The sequence below is a fragment of the Streptomyces sp. ISL-87 genome, from assembly GCF_018614095.1.
In the GTDB taxonomy this organism is placed as follows: domain Bacteria; phylum Actinomycetota; class Actinomycetes; order Streptomycetales; family Streptomycetaceae; genus Streptomyces.
Genome location: NZ_JAGGOY010000002.1, coordinates 1 through 22,100, shown reverse-complemented (window position 1 = coordinate 22,100; position 22,100 = coordinate 1). Strand labels below are relative to the sequence as shown.

Annotated in this window: 21 protein-coding genes and 2 pseudogenes; 12 read left to right on the top strand and 11 right to left on the bottom strand. The window is 73.0% G+C overall.

Going from position 1 to position 22,100, the window contains the following annotated elements:
* Positions 1-42 precede the first annotated feature (42 nt).
* A complete protein-coding gene (locus J7I97_RS00595; RefSeq protein ID WP_214930322.1) occupies positions 43-297 on the top strand; it encodes a hypothetical protein in 255 nt (84 codons plus the stop codon).
* 3 nt (positions 298-300) lie between these two features.
* On the opposite strand, the gene J7I97_RS00590 is transcribed toward J7I97_RS00595, so the two are convergent.
* Together J7I97_RS00590 and J7I97_RS00585 are read right to left on the bottom strand one after the other, a co-directional pair.
* Positions 301-1,047 (bottom strand): HAD family hydrolase, encoded by a 747-nt coding sequence (locus J7I97_RS00590; protein WP_374195426.1) that lies wholly within the window; start codon positions 1,045-1,047, stop codon positions 301-303.
* 206 nt (positions 1,048-1,253) lie between these two features.
* A complete protein-coding gene (locus J7I97_RS00585) occupies positions 1,254-2,279 on the bottom strand; it encodes a hypothetical protein (protein ID WP_214930320.1) in 1,026 nt (341 codons plus the stop codon).
* 86 nt (positions 2,280-2,365) lie between these two features.
* On the opposite strand from J7I97_RS00585, the gene J7I97_RS00580 reads away from it, so the two are divergent.
* Together J7I97_RS00580 and J7I97_RS00575 are read left to right on the top strand one after the other, a co-directional pair.
* A complete protein-coding gene (locus J7I97_RS00580; RefSeq protein ID WP_214930319.1) occupies positions 2,366-4,882 on the top strand; it encodes a helicase C-terminal domain-containing protein in 2,517 nt (838 codons plus the stop codon).
* Between the two features lie 82 nt (positions 4,883-4,964).
* Positions 4,965-5,627 carry a DUF4291 domain-containing protein gene (locus J7I97_RS00575; RefSeq protein ID WP_251058351.1) on the top strand — a complete coding sequence of 221 codons (663 nt, stop codon included), beginning with the start codon at positions 4,965-4,967 and terminating at the stop codon, positions 5,625-5,627.
* On the opposite strand, the gene J7I97_RS00570 is transcribed toward J7I97_RS00575, so the two are convergent.
* Together J7I97_RS00570 and J7I97_RS00565 are read right to left on the bottom strand one after the other, a co-directional pair.
* Positions 5,612-6,076, bottom strand: coding sequence for an N-acetyltransferase (locus J7I97_RS00570; protein ID WP_214930318.1), 465 nt, complete (start codon positions 6,074-6,076; stop codon positions 5,612-5,614). The two genes, J7I97_RS00575 and J7I97_RS00570, sit on opposite strands and share 16 nt — an antisense overlap.
* Before the next feature lie 65 nt (positions 6,077-6,141).
* Entirely contained in the window at positions 6,142-6,369 is a 228-nt protein-coding gene (locus J7I97_RS00565) for a hypothetical protein (protein WP_214930317.1), read from the bottom strand.
* A 308-nt stretch (positions 6,370-6,677) separates the two neighbouring features.
* Between J7I97_RS00565 and J7I97_RS00560 the strand changes: the two genes are divergently transcribed.
* Positions 6,678-7,418 carry a helix-turn-helix transcriptional regulator gene (locus J7I97_RS00560; protein WP_214930316.1) on the top strand — a complete coding sequence of 247 codons (741 nt, stop codon included), beginning with the start codon at positions 6,678-6,680 and terminating at the stop codon, positions 7,416-7,418.
* A 4-nt stretch (positions 7,419-7,422) separates the two neighbouring features.
* Positions 7,423-7,893, top strand: a complete 471-nt coding sequence (locus J7I97_RS00555; protein WP_214930315.1) for an NUDIX domain-containing protein — start codon at positions 7,423-7,425, stop codon at positions 7,891-7,893.
* A 249-nt stretch (positions 7,894-8,142) separates the two neighbouring features.
* On the opposite strand, the gene J7I97_RS00550 is transcribed toward J7I97_RS00555, so the two are convergent.
* Positions 8,143-9,345, bottom strand: coding sequence for an RNA-guided endonuclease TnpB family protein (locus J7I97_RS00550; RefSeq protein WP_214930314.1), 1,203 nt, complete (start codon positions 9,343-9,345; stop codon positions 8,143-8,145).
* Between the two features lie 144 nt (positions 9,346-9,489).
* On the opposite strand from J7I97_RS00550, the gene J7I97_RS00545 reads away from it, so the two are divergent.
* Both J7I97_RS00545 and J7I97_RS00540 read left to right on the top strand, forming a co-directional pair.
* Entirely contained in the window at positions 9,490-11,133 is a 1,644-nt protein-coding gene (locus tag J7I97_RS00545) for a DNA repair helicase XPB (RefSeq protein WP_214930313.1), read from the top strand.
* 78 nt (positions 11,134-11,211) lie between these two features.
* A complete protein-coding gene (locus J7I97_RS00540; RefSeq protein WP_214930312.1) occupies positions 11,212-11,493 on the top strand; it encodes a hypothetical protein in 282 nt (93 codons plus the stop codon).
* On the opposite strand, the gene J7I97_RS40125 is transcribed toward J7I97_RS00540, so the two are convergent.
* Entirely contained in the window at positions 11,395-11,709 is a 315-nt protein-coding gene (locus J7I97_RS40125; protein WP_374195427.1) for a hypothetical protein, read from the bottom strand. The genes J7I97_RS00540 and J7I97_RS40125 overlap by 99 nt on opposite strands.
* Before the next feature lie 407 nt (positions 11,710-12,116).
* On the opposite strand from J7I97_RS40125, the gene J7I97_RS00530 reads away from it, so the two are divergent.
* On the top strand, positions 12,117-14,105 hold the full coding sequence (locus J7I97_RS00530) for an AAA family ATPase (RefSeq protein WP_251058354.1): 1,989 nt from the start codon (positions 12,117-12,119) through the stop codon (positions 14,103-14,105).
* Positions 14,106-14,436: 331 nt separating this feature from the next.
* On the opposite strand, the gene J7I97_RS00525 is transcribed toward J7I97_RS00530, so the two are convergent.
* A complete protein-coding gene (locus J7I97_RS00525; RefSeq protein ID WP_214930310.1) occupies positions 14,437-15,132 on the bottom strand; it encodes a copper homeostasis protein CutC in 696 nt (231 codons plus the stop codon).
* Positions 15,133-15,290: 158 nt separating this feature from the next.
* Here J7I97_RS00525 and J7I97_RS00520 point away from each other — a divergent pair, with 158 nt between their 5' ends.
* Together J7I97_RS00520 and J7I97_RS00515 are read left to right on the top strand one after the other, a co-directional pair.
* Positions 15,291-16,010, top strand: coding sequence for a hypothetical protein (locus J7I97_RS00520; RefSeq protein WP_251058350.1), 720 nt, complete (start codon positions 15,291-15,293; stop codon positions 16,008-16,010).
* A gap of 86 nt (positions 16,011-16,096) precedes the next feature.
* Positions 16,097-17,323: a Cmx/CmrA family chloramphenicol efflux MFS transporter gene (locus tag J7I97_RS00515; protein ID WP_214930334.1), complete on the top strand. Its 1,227-nt coding sequence runs from the start codon at positions 16,097-16,099 to the stop codon at positions 17,321-17,323.
* Positions 17,324-17,840: 517 nt separating this feature from the next.
* On the opposite strand, the gene J7I97_RS00510 is transcribed toward J7I97_RS00515, so the two are convergent.
* Positions 17,841-18,107, bottom strand: a complete 267-nt coding sequence (locus tag J7I97_RS00510; RefSeq protein ID WP_214930309.1) for a DUF4031 domain-containing protein — start codon at positions 18,105-18,107, stop codon at positions 17,841-17,843.
* Positions 18,108-18,140: 33 nt separating this feature from the next.
* Positions 18,141-18,527: a hypothetical protein gene (locus tag J7I97_RS00505; RefSeq protein ID WP_214930308.1), complete on the bottom strand. Its 387-nt coding sequence runs from the start codon at positions 18,525-18,527 to the stop codon at positions 18,141-18,143.
* Positions 18,528-18,795: 268 nt separating this feature from the next.
* Here J7I97_RS00505 and murQ point away from each other — a divergent pair, with 268 nt between their 5' ends.
* Together murQ and J7I97_RS00495 are read left to right on the top strand one after the other, a co-directional pair.
* The gene (gene murQ, locus J7I97_RS00500; RefSeq protein ID WP_214930307.1) at positions 18,796-19,737 is read left to right on the top strand and encodes an N-acetylmuramic acid 6-phosphate etherase; all 942 of its coding nucleotides are present in this window, start codon (positions 18,796-18,798) and stop codon (positions 19,735-19,737) included.
* A gap of 44 nt (positions 19,738-19,781) precedes the next feature.
* Entirely contained in the window at positions 19,782-21,311 is a 1,530-nt protein-coding gene (locus tag J7I97_RS00495; protein ID WP_214930306.1) for a PTS transporter subunit EIIC, read from the top strand.
* Positions 21,312-21,324: 13 nt separating this feature from the next.
* On the opposite strand, the pseudogene J7I97_RS00490 reads toward J7I97_RS00495, so the two are convergent.
* A pseudogene (locus J7I97_RS00490) lies at positions 21,325-21,894 on the bottom strand (RNA-guided endonuclease InsQ/TnpB family protein); the annotation flags it as partial.
* Between the two features lie 10 nt (positions 21,895-21,904).
* Positions 21,905-22,100, bottom strand: a pseudogene (locus tag J7I97_RS00485) (IS110 family transposase); the annotation flags it as partial.

Below are 22,100 nucleotides of genomic sequence, written 5' to 3'. Positions count from 1 at the left end.
CTTCACGGACGACCACTTCGGCCAGGGAACTACCCTGGTGGGGTGACTGTTACTCCTCACCCCGACGAAGCACGGCCCGGCGACGCATTGGTCCGGGCCGGCGGCATCGTGTTCATCGTCGGCGCCGTGGCCACGCTGGCGACGATGGCTCCGCTGTTCCTCGGCACCGACCCGTTCCCGTCGTACGCGTGGGCCGTGTGCATGCTCATGGGCGTCGGCTTCGCCCTCTCGGCGGCGGGCGTGCTGCGCTCGGCCGCGGCCCAGCGCAGGGCGGCGAAGGCCTCCCAGGCCGCGTAAGCCTCAGACCTCCCGGGCCGCCTGGACCTCCTGCGGCTCCTCGGCCGCCTGGGCGGCCTGGACCGCCTCGGCCGCCTGGACCGCCTCGGCCGCCTCCTGGGTACGGACGTACTCCGCGAGCCACGCCGGCAGCGCGGTGAGATCCGCCAGCACGACGTCCGCCCCCGCCGCGCGCAGCTCCGGCTCCGGGCACGGACCGGTCGGCACCGTCACCGAGAGCGCGCCGGCCGCGCGGGCCCCGCGTACGTCGCCCACGTGGTCGCCGACGTAGACCTGCGCCCCGTACTCGCGCAGCGCACCCGCCTTGGCCTCGGCCCAGAGCCAGCCCACGATGGCGTCCGGCTCGATGCCGAGGTGCTTGAGGTGGAGGCGGGCGTTGGGCTCGTGCTTGGCGGTCACCACGATCGCCCGGCCGCCGAGCGCCTGGACCGCCTCGATCGCCTCGCGGGCGCCGGGCATCGCCGGGGTCGGCGCGATGGCGTGCGTGGGGTACATCTCCCGGTAGCGGTCCGCCACCGCCGGGATCTGAGCCTCCGGGAACCAGAACGCGAGCTCTTCCTCCAGCGGCGGGCCGAGCCGCGTGATCGCCTCGTCGGCGTCGATGAACGTGCCGGTTTCGGCGGACAGGGCCTGGTAGGCGGCCTTGATGCCGGGGCGCGAGTCGATGAGGGTCATGTCCAGGTCGAAGCCGACCGTCAGGAGGGGGGCGGCGGCGGGCGCGGTGGATTTCTCGGGGCTCATACGAGCCATTGTGCAGAGCGGGGGCGGCGCACCGGGAACGCGGACTTGGCCCCGCCCTACCAGCCGGTGAACCTTTGCCGCATCCCGGCGAAATTCCAGCCCCGCCGGCGTTTGAAGCGCTGGGGGTCCCCCCGGACGGAGTCTGGGGGAGGGTCCGGGGGCCGGCCCCCGGCAGCGGTGCCGCAGCCGGGGGCGGCGCAGCCCGCCCGGCGGAGTCATCGGCGGCGGGCGCGCCACAGGAGGTACGCCGCCGAGGCGAGGGCGGCGCCGCGGGCCAGCCAGGGCCACAGACCGGGGAGGGTGTCGGAGAGCCCCTGGTCGTCCAGCGGGGTGCCCCAGCGGCCGCGCTGGCGGCCCCACAGCCACACCAGCGCCCCCGCGAGCACCGCCCCCGGCAGGCCGAACACGACCACCTTGCGCTCCCTCGGCCCGAGCACCCGCGAGGCGTAGGCGAGCAGCCAGCCCACCGCCAGCAGCAGCCAGTAGCCGCCGACCGCGCCCGCCACCAGCACGGCCGCCGCCAGGAGGAGGAAGGCGTGGGGTTTCGGGCGCGGGGCCGGGGCAGGGGCAGGGGCAGGGCCAGGGGCCGCTGCCTTCGACTTGGGCTCCGGGGCCCCGGCCGGGTCACCGCGGCGCCGGTCCCGGAGGAACCGTACGAGGGCTCGTGCGCGCGATTGCGGCGGGACGGGAGGGGGCTCCGGCTCGGACTCCTCGGGCTCCTCCGCCGGGGCCCTGAAGAGGTCCGGGATCTCGATGCCGCCCGCGAAGCCCTCGACTTGCGGGCCGGAGCCGTACGGGGCCGGGGAAACCCGCCACCAGTCGGGCTCGGCCCCGTCGGAGCTGCCGAGTTCGTCCAGGCCCGCCAGGTGCGGCGGCGTGTTCCGCGGCGGCGGCGACGGCTCGGCCTCCCGCGGCGCCGGCACCGGGTTGCGGCGCAGCCGGCCGGGGCCCCGCTGGGTGGGGACCGCCGGGCCGGCGCGCTCGGGGGGCGCCGCCGGGCCCGGGCGGCCCGACAGGGTGCCCAGGGTGTCCAGCACCTCCTCCGGCGTGCCGATCCGTTCCAGGATCCGCCGGACCGAGGCCGGAGTCTCCGGGTCGTACTTGGCGCGCCGACGGTCGATCTCGTCCCGCAGCCCCGCCACCAGCCGCATCCGGTCGCCGGAGGACAGCTGCCGCCGCTGAGCCAAGTCCCCGACCTGGCTCAGATATTCGTAGACCAGCTGGTCGCTCTCGATCCCCATGCCCCGGCTCCTCCCGTACCGCCTGCCGGAAAGGTAGCGCGTGCGCCCGTGGAGCGGTCGCGGGCGCAGCGGATACCGTTGGCCGGATGGGGACCGGCCGACTGACCGGCCGACGCGACCAGGAGGCGACTGTGCCCGAGCCAAGCACCGAGCCGAGCACCCGGCCGAGCACTCAGCCCAGCAGCCAGCCGAGTGGGGGAACCGCCCCGCGCTCCCTCGCCGAGGCACTGCGCGCCCGTGACGACGTGGCCCTCGCCGCGCTGCTGCACGCGCGCCCCGACCTGCTGAACCCGGTGCCCGGCGACGTCACCCAGCTGGCCACCCGCGCCGGGACCCGGGCCTCGGTGGTGCGGGCGCTGGACCGGCTCGACCGGTTCGCCCTCCAGACGGCCGAGGCCCTCGCGGTGGCCCCGGACCCGTGCCCGTACCCGGTGCTGGAGTCGCTGCTGGCCGGCGAGAACGGCACCACCGGCGAGGACAACGGGGCCCGCGCCGCGCTCCCCCGGGCCCTCGCGACCCTGCGCGACCAGGCCCTCGTATGGGGCGACGACGACCGGCTGCGCCTGGTCCGCACCGCCCGGGAGCTGCTCGCGCCCTCCCCCACCCGCCCCTCCCCCACCGGTCTCGGCCCGACCGTCGCCGAGGCCACCGCCGGGATGTCGCCGACCCGCGTCCAGGAGATCGTCGCCGCCGCCGGACTCCCCGCCACCCACGACCCGGTGTCCGCCGTGACCGCGCTGACCGGGCTCTTCACCGATCCCGAGCGGATGTCGGCCCTGCTGGACCAGGCCCCGGCGGAGGCCCACCAAGTGCTGGGGCGGCTCGTGTGGGGGCCGCCGTACGGGGAGGTGACCCCGGATCCGGCCCCGCCGGTGCGCTGGCTGCGCGACCGCGGCCTGCTGCTGCCCGCCACCGCGCGGACCGTCGTACTGCCCCGCGAGGTGGCCCTGTACCTGCGCGGCGGGCTCGCGCACCGCACGCCGGAGCCGGTCGCGCCGCCGGTGACCGTGCACCGCGAGCACCGTCCACAGCTTGTGGACGCGAACGCGGCCGGACAGGCGCTGGCCGCGCTGTCCACCGTCGAGGAGCTGGTGAAGTCCTGGGAGCACACGGGACCGCCCGTTCTGCGCGCGGGCGGGCTCGCCGTACGGGACCTCAAGCGCGCCGCGGCCACGCTGGACACCGCCGAGGGCCCGGCGGCGTTCTGGATCGAACTCGCCTACGCGGCCGGCCTGCTGGCGAGCGACGGGGAGGCCGACGAGCGCTACGCCCCCACCCCGGCCTTCGACGACTGGCTCGAACTCCCGCCCGCCGAGCGGTGGTCGGCGCTCGCGGCGGCCTGGCTGCCCGCCACCCGCACCGCCGGCCTGGTCGGCGAACAGGACTCCAAGGGCCGTACGTTGCCGGCGCTGGGCCCCGAGCTGGACCGCTCCGCCGCCGCCGAGGTGCGCCGGCGCGTCCTCGAACTCCTCGCCGCCCTCCCCGAAGGCGGCTCCCCCGACCCGGACAACCTCCTCGACCGGCTCGCCTGGGAGCGCCCGGTGCGCGGTACGAGCGACCTGCGCGCCCGCCTCGCGCACTGGACCCTGACCGAGGCGGAGGTCCTCGGCGTCACCGGCCGGGGCGCGCTCTCCGCGCACGGCCGGGCCCTGCTGGAGCACCGCGACCCGGCGCCGCTGCTGGCGCCGCTGCTCCCCGAGCCGGTGGACCACGTACTGCTCCAGGCCGACCTGACGGCGGTGGCGCCCGGGCCGCTGCGCCGGCCGCTCGGGGACGTGCTGGCGGTGCTGGCGGAGGTGGAGTCCAAGGGCGGGGCGACCGTCTACCGCTTCACGCCCGGCTCGGTCCGCCGGGCCCTGGACGCCGGCCACACCGCCGTCGACCTCCAGGCCTTCCTGACCGAGCACAGCCGCACCCCGGTGCCGCAGCCCCTCTCCTACCTCATCGACGACGTGGCCCGGCGGCACGGGCACTTGCGGGTCGGGGCGGCGTCCTCGTACGTGCGCTGCGACGACGACGGCATGCTGAACGAGATCCTGGCCGACAAGCGGTCCGCCGGGCTGGGCCTGCGGCGCCTCGCCCCGACCGTACTGGCCGCGCAGGCCGAACCCACCGCCCTGCTCGACGGGTTGCGGGCCATGGGGTACGCCCCGGCCGCGGAATCCCGTACCGGCGACGTCATGGTGACCCGGGCGGACGCCCACCGCACCCCGGCGCGCTCGGCGCCCGAGCCGGTACCGGACGGCCCGCCGGTGCCGGACGAGACCCTGCTCGGCGCGGCGGTACGGGCGATCCGGGCGGGCGACCGGGCGGCGACGGCGGTACGCAAGGAACCCGCCGCCCCGTCCACCGGCGTCCCGGGCGAACTCCCGCGCACCAGCGCGGCGGAGACCCTCGCGACGGTGCAGGCGGCCGCGCTGACCGGCTCCGCCGTGTGGATCGGGTACGTGAACGCGGACGGGGCGGCGAGCCAGCGGGTCATCGCCCCGGTACGCGTGGAGGGCGGCTTCGTCACCGGGTACGACCACACGGCGGACGAGGTACGGACGTACGCGCTGCACCGGATCACGGGCGTGGCGGAGCTGGCGGAGGACCACGTCTAAGACCGCCGCCTTCCGGATCGCATCGCGGCCGTCCGGGGAAAAGCGCTGGCCGGAGGCGGCGCCCGCCCGGCACCCTGGCACCATGTCCGACACCATGCCCAACGGCTTGCCCAACGGCTTGCCCAACGGCTTGCCCAACGGCTTGCCCGACAGCACGTCCAACACCCCCGAGCGCGCCATCCGCGCCGCCCACACCGACACCACCGTCACCGTCTACCAGGCGTACTCCCCCCGGCTCGGGGTCCCGGCGGCGCGTGACGGCCGTTTCCCGCCCGCCTGGAAGCGGGAGCGGATGACGTGGATCAAGCCGTCGTTCCTGTGGATGATGTACCGCTGCGGCTGGGCGTCCAAGGCCGACCAGGAGACGGTGCTGGCCATCGAGATCACCCGCGAGGGCTTCGACCACGCACTGCGCCACGCCTGCCTGTCCCACTTCGAGCGCGGTACGCACACCGACGCGGCCGCCTGGAAGCAGGCGCTGCGCGAGGCGCCCGCGCGTGTCCAGTGGGACCCGGAGCGCGACCTGCACCTGAACCCGCTGCCGTACCGCTCGCTCCAGCTGGGCCTGTCCGGGCCGGCCTCACGGGCCTACGCGGACGAGTGGACCGTCTCCATCCGGGACGTCACGCCGCTGGCCCGGGAAATCCACGGCCTGCTGCGCGCCGGTGCCCCGGACGCGGCGCGCGCCCTGCTCCCGCTGGAAACCCCGTACCCGTCAGGCCCGTTGCCTCACCTGGGCGCGTAGTCGATCCGCCCGGCCTCGAAGGACCACACCTCGCGCAGCCACCGCGAGACGGCCCCGTACACCACGGCATCGAGGTGCGCCCGGTCGGCCCGGACCCAGGAACTGACCTGGACGCGCTCCGGGGCGCCCTTCCCGGGGTAGATGTACACGCACCCGATGACCTCGCCCTCCCCCTCCAGGACGCTGTACGTGAACCCGCGCCGCTCGGCGAAGTCCTGTGCGTGCCGCACCAGATCGCCGCGGTTCTCCTCGACCGCCATCCCCCCGACCGGCGGCCAGTCCCGGCCCACGAACCCGGGCGTGGCCCGTACATGGGCGATGCTCCCGGTCCAGGCGGCGAGATCCCGCTCGTTGTGCTGTGGCCCGAGCGGCTCCAGCCGAAACCCCTCCCCGGCCAGCCCGAACGGCACATCGAACCCGTCGGGCACAAAAGACTGTTGATCACTCATACGCCGACCCTACGCGCCTCCCCGGCGAGCGGGGGGGCAGCTCCGGCGTCCGGCTTCGGGCTTGCCTACTCGCCACGAGTGACCTTGGCGTGATCCGTCGCCACTCGCCGGAAGAGGTCGTGCCCGGTGCGGCCCGTGTGGCCGAGCGCCCAGTCCTGCGCGTCTGCCTGGTCGTCGTGTGCGCCGGATTCGGCCCCGCAGCCGACGGCGACGCAGAACGCCTCGAACGATGCCCCACCCTCAGGGACGTGCCGGATCGTGTGGGGAACGTAGCGGTACACGGCACGCGTCATCGGCCGTCCCTCCCGTGGGGGTGCAGACGGAGCTCGACGTTGCAGTCCACGACTCCCGAGAAGTCCCGTACCCGGTAGCACTCCGCACGCTGTGACACCAGCGCAGCGCATACATCGCAGTCAGGGTCATCCGGCTCCGGATCGGGGACCGGAAAGGGTTCGCGCTGCTCAACCTGCTGCCAGAGTCCCCAGGCCATTCCGTACCCCTTCACGTCCGCTTGTGACGTGATCGTCCCGCCGGTCATCGGGACGGAGGAACCTCGTACCTTTGCCACTTCGGGACGTCCCACGGCATGTAGAACGTCCCTATGCAGAACGAGCGGTTAAGGGCCGTCATGGCATCCGTCGGGTGGACGCACGCAGCGCTGGCGAGTGCCACGGGTGTGGACCCGAAGAGCGTGGAACGCTGGGTCAACCTGGGGCGGACCCCACGGCGGGCAACGGCGCTGCGGGCCGCTGAGGCGTTGGGGGAGGACGTTCACGCCCTCTGGCCGGCACTCAGACAGGCGCGTGCCGCCCGAGCCGTCAGTCCGGAGCTCGTCGGGCTGTACGACCAGCGTGCGGACCTTCCCGTATCCGTGTTCGTGGATCTCCTTGCGGCAGCGCGGGAGCGGATTGACGTGCTGGTGTACGCCGCCGTGTTCCTTCATGAGGCGTACCCCCGGCTGAACGACCTCCTGCGGGAGCGGGCTGCCGACGGGTGCGCGGTGCGCATTGCAGTCGGTGACGCGGACAGCGAGAACGTCCAGCAGCGTGGCCGGGAAGAGCAGTTCGGTCACGGCATCGAATCCCGCTGCCGACTCGCACTCATGCACTATCGGCCGTTGGCCGATGTCCCGGGAATCGAACTACGGACGCACGGTACGACGCTCTACAACAGCCTGTACCGGGCGGATGACCAAGTGCTGGTCAATGCCCACGTCTGGGGCGTGAACGCGTACGGTGCGCCCGTGTGGCACCTTCGCCGCCAGGGCACCGGAGGCATGTTCGACACGTACGCGGACAGCTTCAACGCCGTATGGGAGACAGCCGCACCGGAGAAGGGATGACGGCATGGCCCGGACCGAGTACTACGACGATCCGCACGCGCCCAAGCCCAACAGCATGGTCGTAGCCGCCTCAGCAGTGGTCACCGACGACCACGGCCGCATCCTGCTGCAACGGCGACGGGACAACGACCTGTGGGCGCTGCCCGGCGGTGGCATGGACCTGGGCGACTCCCTACCCGGCACAGCCGTGCGTGAGGTCAGGGAAGAGACCGGCCTCGATGTGGAGATCACGGGGCTCGTCGGCACATACACCGACCCCCGGCACATCATCGAGTACAGCGACGGCGAGGTGCGGCGTCAGTTCAACGTCTGCTTCACCGCGCGCGTCATCGGCGGCGAGCTGGCCATCTCCCATGAGAGTACGGAACTGCGATTCGTGGAGCCGGTCGAACTCGACTCACTGCCCATGCACCACACCCAGAGGCTGCGCCTGAACCACTTCCTCCAACACCGGGCCACCCCGTACCTCGGGTAGGGAAAGCTGTCCGACAGAGAAGAGAATCCGGACAGGTACGGCATTGTGATCAGCTCGTCCGGGGAGGCCGCGATCCCCTTCGCCGCACCGCTGAAGGACTCACCTCCTCCCAAGAGGTAACCCCACCGGCCCCTTCATACGGCAGACTGGAGGTTTGGCCGTCCGCGTTTCGGGGCCCACCGGAAGGGACGTTTTTGACATCCTCCCCTCCCTGAAGGGAGGGGATTCCTAGCTCACTTCGCCTGGCACCTAGCAGGTGGCGGGGCTTACAAGATCAGCACTAGCCGGGTTGAGACCAGCCCGGACGAGCATTACGCGGGCGGAGTTCTTGTCCCTGGGGGACACGGTTCCGCAGGCGGTGCACGTATATGTTCTCTCGGAGAGGGGGAGGCGGTGCTTGGCTCTCGCTCCGCAGTGTGCGCAGTCCATGGTGGTGTGCGCGGGGTTGACCAGGTGCACGGGCCGGCCGTGCTTGCGGCCCATCTCGGTCAGAGCCGTCTTGGTGGCGCTGATCGCGGCGTCGGCGGCCTTCCTCGCCATCGTGGACTTCGCGAGGAACTTCGGACGGAAGTCTTCGACGGCCAGGGCGTCGTGGTCGCGGACCACGGTCTTGGCCCATTTGCGTCCGGTGTCCTGGCGTTGCCGGGCGATCTTCTTCGAGACCTTCGCCGCCGCGCGGCGGGCCTTCTTGTATCCGGCGGTGTCGGGCCGGTTCTTCGGGGTCCGGCGGCGGGTCATCATTTTCTGGTACCGGGCCAGGCGCTGCGCGGCCGTCTTCCCGTGCTCGGCGTGGGGGAGGTCGTGGGCGTCGCTGGTGGTGGTCGCGGTCTCCTTCACGCCCCAGTCGATCCCGATCACGTTGCCGGTCGCGGGAAGCGGCACGGTCTCGGTCTTGACGACGAAGCTGGCGTACCAGTGTCCGAGGCTGTCCCGGTACACCCGCACCGACGTGGGCGCGGACGGCAGCTCACGCGACCACACGACTGTCAGCACGATCCCACCGGCCAGGTGCAGACGCCCGTCCCGGATACGGAATCCGCGCTGCGTGTAGTTCAGCGACGGGGCGGCCTCGCGCTTCCGCTTGATGCGGGGCATCCCGGCCCGCTGCCGCATCGGCAGCTTCGCCTTGATGTCCTTGAGTGCCTTGGCCCGGGACTTCGCGAAGTCCCGGATGATCTGCTGCTGCGGAACCGAAGCGCCCTCACGCAGCCAGCTCATCGCGGCACGGGCCTCGGTCAGCATTTTGTCCAGCTGGGCCGGGCCGCACGTGATCTTCTCGTCGGCGGTCTTGTTCAGGCGGTGGACCTTGCGAGACATCGCCACGCACTCGTTCCACACCCAACGGCACCGCGCCCACTCCCCTTCCAGGGCTATGAGCGCGGTGGACGACACGCGCAGCCGGTAGGTGTACCGGGCATCCCCGGCCCCCTCGGCCATCGCTGCTGTCGTCATGACGATCAACCTACCCGGCACCACTGACAACGCCAGAAAGCACAGGTCAGAACAGATGCGCAGAGCACTCCGCCGCTACGCGGCTCCGCCCCAAGGACCCACTCCTCCCCGGCCTAAAGGCCGGGCCATCCTGGGAGAAATCCAGTGAACGGGCCTCTCATCGTCCAGAGCGACAAAACCCTCCTCCTTGAGGTCGACCACGAGCTCGCCGGAGCCGCGCGGCGCGCCATCGCCCCCTTCGCCGAGCTGGAGCGGGCTCCCGAGCACATCCACACCTACCGGATCACGCCGCTGGGCCTGTGGAACGCCCGGGCCGCCGGGCACGACGCCGAGCAGGTCGTGGACGCGCTCGTGGAGTACTCGCGCTACCCCGTCCCGCACGCCCTGCTCGTCGACGTCGCCGAGACCATGGCCCGCTACGGCCGCCTCACCCTCTCCAAGCACCCCGTGCACGGCCTGGTGCTCACCAGCACCGACCGGCCCGTGCTGGAGGAGATCCTGCGCTCCAAGCGGATCGCCCCGCTGGTCGGCGCCCGGCTCGACCCCGACACCGTGGCCGTGCACCCCTCCGAGCGCGGGCAGATCAAGCAGACCCTGCTCAAGCTGGGCTGGCCGGCCGAGGACCTCGCCGGGTACGTCGACGGCGAGGCGCACGCGATCGACCTGGTCGAGGACGGCTGGGCGCTGCGCCCGTACCAGCAGCAGGCCGTCGAGGGCTTCTGGCACGGCGGCTCCGGTGTGGTCGTGCTGCCGTGCGGCGCCGGCAAGACGCTCGTCGGCGCCGGGGCCATGGCGATGGCCAAGGCGACGACGCTGATCCTGGTCACGAACACCGTCTCGGCCCGGCAGTGGAAGCACGAGTTGGTCAAGCGGACCTCGCTGACGGAGGAGGAGATCGGCGAATACTCCGGCACCCGCAAGGAGATCCGGCCCGTCACGATCGCCACGTACCAGGTCCTGACGACGAAGCGGAAGGGCGTCTACCCGCACCTGGAGCTGTTCGACTCCCGGGACTGGGGCCTGATCCTCTACGACGAGGTGCACCTGCTGCCCGCGCCGGTCTTCAAGTTCACCGCCGACCTCCAGGCCCGCCGGCGCCTCGGCCTCACCGCCACCCTGGTCCGCGAGGACGGCCGCGAGTCCGACGTCTTCTCCCTCATCGGCCCGAAGCGGTTCGACGCGCCGTGGAAGGAGATCGAGGCGCAGGGGTACATCGCCCCGGCCGACTGCGTCGAGGTCCGGGTCAACCTCACCGAGTCGGAGCGGCTCGCGTACGCGACGGCCGAGACGGAGGAGAAGTACCGCTTCTGCGCGACGACGGCGACGAAGCGGAAGGTCACCGAGGCGCTCGTACGCAAGCACCAGGGCGAGCAGACCCTCGTCATCGGGCAGTACATCGACCAGCTCGACGAGCTCGGCGAGCACCTGGACGCGCCCGTCATCAAGGGCGAGACCTCCAACGCGCAGCGCGAGAAGCTCTTCAACGCGTTCCGCGAGGGCGAGATCAGCGTGCTGGTGGTGTCCAAGGTCGCGAACTTCTCCATCGACCTGCCGGAGGCCACGGTCGCCATCCAGGTGTCCGGCACGTTCGGCTCCCGCCAGGAAGAGGCTCAGCGCCTGGGCCGCGTCCTGCGCCCGAAGGCGGACGGCCACGAGGCGCGGTTCTACTCGGTCGTCGCGCGCGACACGATCGACCAGGACTTCGCCGCCCACCGCCAGCGCTTCCTGGCCGAACAGGGCTACGCCTACCGGATCATGGACGCGGACGAGCTCCTGGCGAGCGACTGACCGGCCCGGCCCGGCCCGGCCCGGCCCGGCCCGCGATCGCTACGCTGAGAGGGACGCACGTCCGGCGAGGAGAGACGCATGACGCACCAGGAGATCTACGCGGTCCTCTACACGGAGTCGGCCGGCCATGACCGCGATCGGCTGGACCCCGCACGCCGTGCCTCGTTCGACAAGGCCGTCGAAATCCTGGCGCGCGACCCCTACACCGAGCTGTCCCGGCCGATAGGGGCGGGCGAGCAGGACCGCGAGATCCGGCTCACCTCACAGATCGTGGCCGAGTACATGGTGTCGCGCGGTCGACTGCTGCTCGTGGTGCTGCGCATCTTCGACGACGCGGACATCCTCCTGCCCGAGGGGTGACCTGGGTACGGGGATGAGGCACGGCGCCGCCTTCCGCGGGCGGCGTCGGGCCGCCCGGGTCAGGAGGGTGAGCAGCGGGACGCACCAGACCCACAGGTGGGGCCAGTCCAGCAGCAGGGCGCGGCCGCTCGCGGGCAGGTGGCGGGCCCAGAAGTCGGCGGAGGCCTGCGGAAGGACCAGCAGGCCCAGCAGGGCGGTACCGGTGAAGGCGGCCAGGGCCGTCAGGCCGGCCCGGACACGGCCGGTGAGCAGCAGGTACGGGATCTGCCTGAAGTCGGACAGCCCCCGGGAGGCACCCGTACGGAGGTCCCGCCCGGAAGGGACTTTCGGCCCCCTAAATCCATTCGCGCAACACCTCCACCGTGACTAGAATCTCCGCTCTTGCCGCCTCCCGCTGCCCGTCGGGGAGAGCCGCCCCCCGGACGGAAACCGGCGGGCATCCACCCACGCAGAGCAGACCAGCAGCTGGAGGCAGTCCCGTGCCCGCGTACGCCCCCGACCCAGACACCGCCACCGCCACCGCCACCGCCACCGCGCCCACCGCGCCCACCGCCCAGGCCGCCGCCGACCCCCTCGCCCGCGAGCGTTCGCACCTCACCGCCTCCCGCGCCGCGCTCCGCGCCATGCGCGAGGACGTCGAGGCCCTCGACATCCGCGACGTCACCGCGAACTGGGTCAACGCGATCGTCCTCCAGGCCCAGATCGACGACCGCATCAAGGCACTCGCCGACCTCGCCCACACGCCCCTCTTCTTCGGCCGCCTCAACTACCTCCACGCCCCCGGCGCGGAGCTGGCCGAGGGCGCGGAGGGCGAGCAGTTCTACATCGGCCGGCGCCACGTCCACGACGCCGGCGGCGACCCGATGGTGATCGACTGGCGAGCCCCCGTCTCCCAGCCCTTCTACCGCGCCTCCAAGACCGACCCGCAGGACATCGCCCTGCGCCGCCGCTTCGGCTACACGGGCGGCGAGCTCACGGCGTACGAGGACGAGCACCTCTCCGACCCCGCCGAGGCGGCCGCCGTCAGCAAGCTGCTCCAGCAGGAGATCGAGCGCCCCCGCGTCGGCCCCATGCGCGACATCGTCGCGACGATCCAGCCCGAGCAGGACGAGATCGTCCGCTCCGGCCTGTCCGGCTCCGTCTGCGTACAGGGCGGACCCGGCACCGGAAAGACCGCCGTCGGCCTGCACCGCGTCGCGTACCTCCTCTACGCCCACCGCGACCGCCTCGCCCGCACCGGCACCCTGGTCATCGGCCCGAACCGGTCCTTCCTCCATTACATCGAGCAGGTCCTCCCGGCCCTGGGCGAGCTGGAGGTGAAGCAGGCCACCGTCGACGACCTGGTCGCCCGCGACGGCCTGGAGGTCCGCGGCACCGACCCCGCCGCGACCGCCGTGGTCAAGGGCGACGCCCGCATGGCGGAGGTGCTGCGCCGCGCGGTCCGCTCGCACGTCACCGCGCCCACGGAACCGCTGATGGTGGTCCGCGGGTCGCGCCGGTGGCGCGTACCGGCGTACGAGCTCGCGGAGATCGTGGAGGAGCTGCAGAACCGCGACATCCGCTACGGCGCCGCCCGCGACGCTCTGCCGCAGCGGATCGCGCACGCGGTGCTGGTACGGATGGAACAGGCGGGCGAGGCACCGGACGACCGCGTGCAGGACGCGGTGGCGCGCAACGCGGCGGTCAAGGCGGCGGTGAAGGCGGTGTGGCCGCTGGTCGAGCCGGCGAAGCTGCTCCTGCGGCTCCTCTCGGACCCGGAGTTCTTGGCGCTGCACGCGCAGGGCCTGCTGTCGGACGAGGAGCAGCGGCTGCTCCTGTGGCCGAAGCCGTTCCGGAGCGTGAAGTCGGCGAAGTGGTCGGCGGCGGACCTGGTCCTGATCGACGAGGCGGCGGACCTGGTGGAGCGCACCCACTCCCTCGGGCACGTCGTCCTCGACGAGGCGCAGGACCTCTCACCGATGCAGTACCGCGCGGTCGGCCGGCGCTGCACGACGGGTTCGGCGACGGTCCTCGGCGACCTCGCCCAGGGCACCACCCCGTGGGCGACCCGCAGTTGGGACGAGGCCCTGACGCACCTCGGCAAGCCGGAGGCGGTCCTGGAGGAGCTGACGGCGGGCTTCCGCGTGCCGCGCGAGGTGATCGCGTACGCCTCCCGCCTGCTGCCGTCGATCTCCCCGGGCCTGGCCCCGGTCTCCTCGGTCCGCGAGACGCCGGGCAGCCTGACCATCTCCCCGGCCCCGGCCGCCGACCTCGGGGCCCTCACCACCGCAGTGATCGAAGCCTGCCGTGCCTCCCTCACGCACGAAGGCTCGATCGGCCTGATCGCGGCGGACGCGCGCATCCCGGAGCTGGCGGATGCCCTGCTGGCCGCGGACCTCCCGTACCTGTCGCCGGGCGAGGAGACGACGGCGCAGGCCCGACTGACGCTGGTGCCGGCGTCGCTGGCGAAGGGCCTGGAGTACGACTACGTGGTACTGGACGAGCCCGCGGCCATCGTCGCGGGCGAGCCGGACGAGCGCACAGGCCTGCGCCGCCTGTACGTCTGCCTCACCCGAGCCGTCTCAGGCCTGACCGCCCTACACGCGGCCCCCCTCCCGACGGCCCTGACCTGAGGCGGCCCCGGCCCGCCGACGCTTGGCATTCCAGCCCCGCCGACGCTTGCTAGTCCAGCCTCGCCGGCGTTTGAGGCGCGGGGGTCCGGGGGCTGGCCCCCGGCAACGGCGCCGCACCCGCCCCGCCCCGGGGGCCCGACCCAGCCCCGCCCACACTTGCGGCCCGAGGCCGGGGCATTTCAGCCTCGCCGGCGTTTGAGGGCGCGGGGGTCCGGGGGCTGGCCCCCGGCAACGGCGCCGCACCCGGCCCGCCCCGGGGGCCCGACCCAGCCCCGCCGGCGATAGAGGCGCGGGGGGAATCCCGGGGCGGAGCCCAAGAGGCCCAGGGGGGTCAGGACAAGGCGGCCCGCCATTCGGCGACGGCCGACGCCGAGACGGGCCGCCCCCACCCGGAGGGACGGGCCGCACCCCCGATGTGGAACGCGTCGACGCCCGCCGCACGCAACACCGGCAGGTGGGACAGCACCAGCCCGCCCCCCACCAGGATCTGCGCCTCGTACCCCGGCTCCCCCCGCCGCGCCGCCTCAGCCACCAGCACCGGCAGACCCGCGTCGACCCCGTCCGCCGACCCCGCCGTCAGATACGTGTCCAGCCCCGGCAGGTCCGCGAGCGCCTTCCGCAGCTGGTCCCGGTCCGCCGCCCGGTCGATCGCCCGGTGGAAGGTCCAGCGGCAGCCGCCGAGCTCCGCGACGACCGCCTCCACCGCCGCCAGGTCCGGCGTGCCGTCCGCGTTCAGGAAACCGAGGACGAACTCCTGCGCCCCCTCCGCGCGCAGCGCCCGCGCCTCCCCGGCCAGCAGCTCGACATCCTCCGCCGATCCCGCCGCGAACCCGTCCGTCCTGCGGAGCATCACGCGCAGGGGGATGTCGACCGCCGCCCTGATCGCCGCGAAGGTCTCGCGCGGCGGAGTGAGCCCGTCGGCGGCCATGTCGGTGACCAGTTCAAGGCGGTCCGCCCCACCCGCCTGGGCCGCGACCGCGTCCTCGGCATTGAGGGCGATCACCTCCAGGACTGCACGGTTGCTCATTCGGCCCCACTCCTCCGGAAAGCTGCTGGTATGGAAAATAGGTCTAGTCCAATATCCAGAGTACGGCCCTCCGCCCCCGCACCACCAGCACAATCACGCCACCGCCCCGCCGCCCCGGCGCCGTGGAGAAGACGAGGCGCCCCCGCCACAATGGCCGCATGACCTCCGACGCGCCCCTCGACGACACGGCGCCCCGCCACGACACGGCGCCCCGCCACGACACCGCGCGGCTCCGCGCCCGCTGGCACGCGACGGCCATCGCCGCCGGCGCCGGCGCCGGGCGGGATCCCGGCCCCTACGCCGACCGGCTCCTCACCGCCTGGGCGGAGCCGCAGCGGCGGTACCACACCACCGCGCACCTGGCCGACGTACTCGCACGGATAGACGTACTGGCCGACCACGCCGACGACCCCGCCGCCGTCGAGCTGGCCGCCTGGTTCCACGACGCCGTCTACCGGCCCGACCGCTCCGAGAACGAGGAGCGCAGCGCCGCCCTCGCCGAGCGCGCCCTCCCCGAACTCGGCGTCGACGCGTCCCGCACCGCCGAGGTCGCCCGGCTGGTCCGGCTCACCGTCACCCACGACCCCGCCCCCGGCGACACCAACGGCGAGGTGCTCTGCGACGCGGACCTGGCCGTGCTGGCAGGAGAGCCGGACGCGTACGCGGCGTACGTCGCCGCGGTCCGGGCCGAGTACGGATTCGTCCCCGACGACGCCTTCCGCGCCGGCCGGGCCGCCGTACTGCGCCAGCTGCTGGACCTGCCGAGGCTCTTCCGCACCCCGTACGGGACGGCGCACTGGGAAGCCCCGGCGCGCGCCAACCTCACCGCCGAGCTCGCCGGACTCACCGCTCCCGGCGGCCACGCTTCAGACAGCTGACACACCCCTGACACACCCCCCGGGGAATGTGATCGCGTTCGCCACGGTTGCCGAGAGTCATGCCCGTATCTGCCGAACGCTCCCGCATGCCCGTCGCCGTCTACGTCCTCGGACTGTCCGTCTTCGCGCTCGGTACCAGCGAATTCATGCTCTCCGGGCTCCTGCCGCCCATCGCCGAGGACATGGACGTCACCATCCCGCAGGCGGGCCTGCTCATATCCGCGTTCGCGATCGGGATGGTCATCGGCGCGCCGCTACTGGCCGTGGCCACCCTGCGCCTGCCGCGCCGCACCACCCTCGTCTCCCTGATCAGCCTCTTCGGCCTCGGGCAGGTCGCGGGCGCGCTGGCACCCTCCTACGAGCTCCTCTTCGCCTCCCGCGTGGTGTCGGCGCTCGCCTGCGCCGGCTTCTGGGCGGTCGGCGCGGCGGTCGCCATCGCGATGGTCCCGGTGGACGCGCGGGCCCGCGCGATGGCCGTCATGATCGGCGGCCTGTCCATCGCCAACGTCCTCGGCGTCCCCGCCGGCGCCTTCCTCGGCGAGCACCTGGGCTGGCGCTCCGCGTTCTGGTCGGTCGGCGCGGCCTCCGCGGTCGCCCTCGCCGGCATCCTCGCCCTGATCCCGAAGATCCCGCTCCCCGCCGAGAAGCCGTCGCTCGGGCGGGAGCTGCGGATCTACCGGGACCGGCAGGTGTGGCTGTCGATCGGCGTCACCGCGCTCGGCGCGGGCGGCGTGTTCTGCGCCTTCAGCTACCTGTCGCCGCTGCTCACGGACGTGGCCGGGCTGGACTCCGGGTGGGTGCCGTGGATCCTGGGGCTGTTCGGGGTGGGCGCGCTGGTCGGCACCACCATCGGCGGCCGGGTCGCGGACGCGCACCTCTTCGGGGTGATGCTGTGGGGCATCACCGCCTCGACGGTGTTCCTGACGGCGCTGGCCCTGCTGGCGTCGGTGCAGGTGGCGGCGGTCGGGCTGTCGTTCCTGATCGGCGTCTCGGCGTTCTTCACCGCGCCGGCCCTGAACGCTCGGATGTTCAACGTGGCGGGCGCGGCGCCGACCCTGGCCGGGGCCACGACGACTGCCGCGTTCAACCTGGGCAACACGGGCGGGCCGTGGCTCGGTGGCACCGTGATCGACGCCGGGTACGGGTTCTCCGCCACCGCGTGGGCGGGCGCGGCCATGACGCTGACCGCGATCGCCCTCGGCGTCGTAGCCCTGCGCCTGGACCGCCGTACGCCGCCGCGGGCCGGCCGGGTGGTCGCGTCGAGCGCGTCCGTCGCCGCCGCCGCCGTAGAACCGGCCGCCACCACGAGCTGACCCGCCTGCCGCCCGCCCCGGCAGCCCCCGGGGCTGCCCGCGCCCCTGCCCTTCTACAGGGCGGGATCCACCCGGGCCGGGTGCCCGCGCGCCTGCCCCCTACCGGGCGGGACCCACCCGGGGCGGGTCCCCGCGGGGCTGTCCGGCGGGGCCCACCCGGGGCAGGTCCCTGCGGGGCTGTCCCCTACCCGCCCTTCCACCGTTCCCCGGGCTCCGCCCGGACCCGTACGGCGACTCCCCAACTGCCGCCGGAATATCCGCCGCCCTTCCACCGTCCCCCGGGCTCCGCCCGGACCCGTACGGCGACTCCCCGGCTGCCGCCGGAATATCCAGCCTCGCCGGCGTTTGAGGCGCGGGGGTTCGGGGGCAGCGCCCCCGACAGCGGCGCCGCACCCATGCAGGGGGCCCGGCCCCCCGCGGGCCGTGTTCCGGGCGCGGAGTGCCCCGCGGGGCCGTGTTCCGGGCGCGGAGTGCCCCGCGGGGCCGTGTTCCGGGCGCGGAGTGCCCCGCGGAGCGGTCAGGCCGGGCGGCTCTTGGGGCGGCGGAGGCCCGCGGCCGTCAGGCGGCGGACCAGTTCCTTGCTGCCGATCTCCACCGCGCCCGCGGACACCGCATCCGCGTACCGATGCGAAGGCACGTCGTAGTGGTCCCGTTCGAACGCCCGCGGCGGACAGCCGATGCCCGCCGCGAAGGCGTGCAGCTCCTCGTACGAGACGTCGCTGACCAGGTGCGACCACATGCGGCCGTGCCCCGGCCACGTCGGCGGGTCGATGTAGAGCGTCACCGCCGGCTCACCGGCCCCGCCGGCCCCGCCGGCTCACCGGCCACCGCCGCCGGGCCCGAAGACAGGGCCGAGGCCGCCCACCGCCGCCACCTTCACCCCGGCCTTCCCGCACACCCAGTGCGGATCAGGCCCCAGCTCCGGCTCCACATCCAGCGCGTGCGGGTCACCGTGCGAGCAGACCGGGCACAGCGGCCAGCGCCCGTACTTCTCCAGCAGCGCGTCCTGTACGTCCTGGGCGACTAGTCCGGCAAGGTAGTCGACCCCCTCCGGCCACTGCTCCACCCACCACCGGCGGTGCGTGACCGAGTCCTCGACGAGGGAGACGACATCGGCCTCGGCGACCTCGCCCGCGACGAGATCGGCGAGTACAAGGGCACGCGCGGCGTGCAGCGCCTGTTCCAGGGAGGTCGCATGGTCCATGCGCCCATTTTGACTCCTCCTCTCCCGAAAAGGGAGGGGCGATCCGGCTCCCGGCTCAAACGAGCCCCGCACTCGGCGCCGAGGTGTGCGGGTACGTAACGGCGCGTGCCCCCGTGGACGACACGCGGAGAGCGAAGGTGTGCCCGGCAGGCCCGGCACCCTCCATCTCCTGAAATATCGTCATGGGGCAGACCCCGTACCCCCGTACCCCCCCTCCCTGAGCGCGACACCTCCCCACCCGCCGCGAACCCCGCCAGGAGCCCCGCCCATGACCGCGTACGCCGCGCTCCGCGCCCAGCTGGACACACTGACCACCGAGGCCTTCCGCCCCGAACTGGCCGACATCGACCGGCTGTCCACCCTCGACATCGCCCGCACCATGAACGCCGAGGACGCCACCGTCCCGGCCGCCGTCGCCGGGCAGCTGCCGCGGATCGCCGCCGCCATCGACGGCATCGCCGTACGCATGGCACGCGGCGGGCGGCTGCTTTACGCCGGCGCCGGCACCGCCGGGCGGATGGGCGTGCTCGACGCCAGCGAGTGCCCGCCCACCTTCAACACCGACCCCGCCCAGGTCATCGGCCTGATCGCGGGAGGCCCCGCCGCCATGGTCAAGGCCGTCGAGGGCGCCGAGGACTCGAAGGAGCTCGCCGCCGCCGACCTGGCAGCACTGGAACTGACACCCGACGACACCGTCATCGGCATCTCCGCCTCCGGCCGCACCCCGTACGCGATCGGCGCCGTCGAGTTCGCCCGTACCCGCGGCGCGCTCACCGTCGGCCTGTCCTGCAACGCCGGCTCCGCGCTCGCCGCCGCCGCCGAGCACGGCATCGAGGTGGTCGTCGGCCCCGAGCTGCTCACCGGGTCCACCCGCCTGAAGGCCGGTACCGCGCAGAAGCTCGTACTCAACCTGATCTCGACCATCACCATGATCCGGCTCGGCAAGACCTACGGAAACCTCATGGTCGACGTACGCGCCTCGAACGAGAAGCTCCGCGCCCGCTCCCGCCGCATCGTCGCGCTGGCCACCGGCGCGCCCGACGAGGAGATCGAGGCCGCGCTCACCGCCACCGGGGGCGAGGTGAAGAACGCCGTCCTCGTCATCCTCGGCGGCGTCGACGGGCCCACCGCGGCCGGACTCCTCACCGCCTCACAGGGCCACCTGCGCGACGCCCTCGACGCCCTCGACGCACGGACCACCACCCGCTGACCGCTGACCGCTGCCCCGCTCCCCCGACGCAAGGCGACCACACCATGTCCACTGACAAGAACCGCGCCACAGCCGCCGCGATCCTTCCTCTGGTCGGCGGCCCGGACAACATCACATCCATCGCCCACTGCATGACCCGCCTGCGCCTCGGCCTGCGCGACCGCTCGCTGGTCCAGGACGAGGCCCTCAAGGCGCTGCCCGCCGTCATGGGGGTCGTCGACGACGAGACGTACCAGATCGTGCTCGGCCCCGGCACCGTCGCCCGCGTTACGCCCGAGTTCGAGGCGCTGGCCGCGGAGGGCCGGGCCACCATCGCCACCGCCACCGCCGCCACCGCCACCGCCACCGCGACACCCCACCCCGTCACCGCGGACGGCCTCGCAGCGCAGGGCGCGGCGATGAAGGAGGCGCAGAGGGCCAGGAACTCCACCCCCTTCAAGCTGTTCCTGCGCCGCGTCGCGAACATCTTCGTCCCGCTCATCCCGGCGCTCATCGGCTGCGGCATCATCGCGGGACTGAACGGCGTCCTGACGAACACGGGCTGGCTGCCCGGCGTCGCACCCGCCCTCGCCGCCGTCGCCTCCGGGTTCATGTCACTGATCGCAGTGTTCGTCGGCTACAACACGGCCAAGGAGTTCGGCGGCACGGCCATCCTCGGCGGGGCGGTCGCCGCGGTCATCGTGTTCCCGGGCGTGGCGAAGATCGAGGCGTTCGGCCAGCACCTCTCCCCCGGCCAGGGCGGCGTCCTGGGCGCGCTGGCGGCCGCCCTGCTCACCGTCCACGTCGAGCGGTGGTGCAGGGCGTGGGTCCCCGAGGCCGTGGACGTCCTGGTGACCCCCACCCTCACCGTGCTGATCTCCGGCCTGGTCACGATCTTCGGCCTGATGTTCGTCGCCGGCGAGGTCTCCTCCGCCATCGGCACCTTCGCCAACTGGCTCCTCTCCACCGGCGGCGCCTTCGCCGGCCTGGTCCTGGGCGGCCTCTTCCTCCCGCTCGTCATGCTGGGCCTGCATCAAGCCCTGATCCCGATCCACACCACCCTGATCGAGCACTCCGGCTACACCGTCCTGCTGCCCATCCTCGCCATGGCGGGCGCGGGCCAGGTCGGCGCGGCCATCGCGGTCTACTGCCGCCTCCCGCACAACCGCTCGCTCCGTACGACCATCAAGTCCGCGCTCCTGGCCGGCTTCCTGGGCATCGGCGAACCGCTGATCTACGGCGTCTCGCTCCCGCTGGGCCGCCCTTTCATCACCGCCTGCGCGGGCGGCGCGGCCGGCGGGGCCTTCGTCGGCCTCTTCAACCAGCTGGGCGTCGTCTTCGGCTCCACCGCCATCGGCCCCTCGGGCTGGGCCCTGTTCCCGCTGCTGGACGGCAAGTCGGGGACGGGCCTCACCCTCGCGATCTACGCGGGCGGCCTGGCGGTGGGCTACCTGGCGGGCTTCCTCGCCACATACTTCTTCGGCTTCACACGGCAGATGCTGACCGACCTGAACACGGACCCGGCCGCGGACCCGGCGGCCACGGCGCGCACCGGCTCCGACCCGGACTCCACGAAGGAACCGGTAGCGGCTTGACGTGCTCCCCGCTCTAAAGGGCGGGGATTCGTGCCACGGTCGTCTGACCGTCTCGGTGGCTTCCTGCTTCACCGCGCTGTGCCGGGACTTTCGTCCTGGTCTTACCGGCGCTCCACGAGGCGTTTAGCCTGTCCGCCCGTCCGGCGGCCAGGGTGTTCTTAGCGGCGTTGTGGTCGCGGTCGTGGACGGTCCCGCACTCCATGCAGGTCCATTCCCGGACGTGCAGCGGCTTGGGGCCGTCCTTGACGCCGCAGGTCGAGCAGACCTGAGAGGTCGGCTCGAAGCGTCCGATCTTGCCGAAGTATCGGCCGTGCTTGACGGCCTTGTACTCCAGCATGTTGACGAACGCCGACCATCCGGCGTCGTGCACGGACTTGGCGAGCCGAGTTCGTCCGAGACCGGATACCGCGAGGTTTTCCACGTACACCGCTTGGCTGTCGCGGATGATCTTCGTGGATTCCTTGTGGTGCCAGTCCCGACGCCGGTCGGTCACCTTGGCGTGCTGCCGGGCTACCTTGACACGGGCCTTGTCCCGATTGTTGCTGCCCTTGGCCTTGCGGGACAGGTCCCGCTGCAACCTCCTAATGCTGTTGTCAAGCGGCGGCAATGACAGGGAGTTCGCGTTGGAAGCACTTTCCGTCACGGATGAGGGCCCACAGGACGTTGACGCGTCGGCGGGCCAGGGCAAGGACGGCCTGGGTGTGGCGCTTGCCCTCGGCGCGCTTGCGTTCGTAGAAGCGACGGGACTCGTCGCAGTTGCGGATGCTGATGAGCGCGGAGGTGTAGAAG

Excerpts from the sequence above, each read along its gene's own strand:
- J7I97_RS00495 (WP_214930306.1), top strand. The coding sequence starts at position 19,782 with ATGTCCACTGACAAGAACCGCGCCACAGCCGCCGCGATCCTTCCTCTG.
- J7I97_RS00555 (WP_214930315.1), top strand. The coding sequence starts at position 7,423 with ATGGCCCGGACCGAGTACTACGACGATCCGCACGCGCCCAAGCCCAAC.
- J7I97_RS00515 (WP_214930334.1), top strand. The coding sequence starts at position 16,097 with ATGCCCGTCGCCGTCTACGTCCTCGGACTGTCCGTCTTCGCGCTCGGT.
- murQ (WP_214930307.1), top strand. The coding sequence starts at position 18,796 with ATGACCGCGTACGCCGCGCTCCGCGCCCAGCTGGACACACTGACCACC.
- J7I97_RS00575 (WP_251058351.1), top strand. The coding sequence starts at position 4,965 with ATGTCCGACACCATGCCCAACGGCTTGCCCAACGGCTTGCCCAACGGC.
- J7I97_RS00525 (WP_214930310.1), bottom strand. The coding sequence starts at position 15,132 with ATGAGCAACCGTGCAGTCCTGGAGGTGATCGCCCTCAATGCCGAGGAC.
- J7I97_RS00565 (WP_214930317.1), bottom strand. The coding sequence starts at position 6,369 with ATGACGCGTGCCGTGTACCGCTACGTTCCCCACACGATCCGGCACGTC.
- J7I97_RS00540 (WP_214930312.1), top strand. The coding sequence starts at position 11,212 with ATGACGCACCAGGAGATCTACGCGGTCCTCTACACGGAGTCGGCCGGC.
- J7I97_RS00590 (WP_374195426.1), bottom strand. The coding sequence starts at position 1,047 with ATGGCTCGTATGAGCCCCGAGAAATCCACCGCGCCCGCCGCCGCCCCC.
- J7I97_RS00520 (WP_251058350.1), top strand. The coding sequence starts at position 15,291 with ATGACCTCCGACGCGCCCCTCGACGACACGGCGCCCCGCCACGACACG.
- J7I97_RS00505 (WP_214930308.1), bottom strand. The coding sequence starts at position 18,527 with ATGGACCATGCGACCTCCCTGGAACAGGCGCTGCACGCCGCGCGTGCC.
- J7I97_RS00570 (WP_214930318.1), bottom strand. The coding sequence starts at position 6,076 with ATGAGTGATCAACAGTCTTTTGTGCCCGACGGGTTCGATGTGCCGTTC.
- J7I97_RS00560 (WP_214930316.1), top strand. The coding sequence starts at position 6,678 with ATGCAGAACGAGCGGTTAAGGGCCGTCATGGCATCCGTCGGGTGGACG.
- J7I97_RS00580 (WP_214930319.1), top strand. The coding sequence starts at position 2,366 with ATGGGGACCGGCCGACTGACCGGCCGACGCGACCAGGAGGCGACTGTG.
- J7I97_RS00530 (WP_251058354.1), top strand. The coding sequence starts at position 12,117 with ATGCGCGAGGACGTCGAGGCCCTCGACATCCGCGACGTCACCGCGAAC.
- J7I97_RS00585 (WP_214930320.1), bottom strand. The coding sequence starts at position 2,279 with ATGGGGATCGAGAGCGACCAGCTGGTCTACGAATATCTGAGCCAGGTC.
- J7I97_RS00550 (WP_214930314.1), bottom strand. The coding sequence starts at position 9,345 with ATGACGACAGCAGCGATGGCCGAGGGGGCCGGGGATGCCCGGTACACC.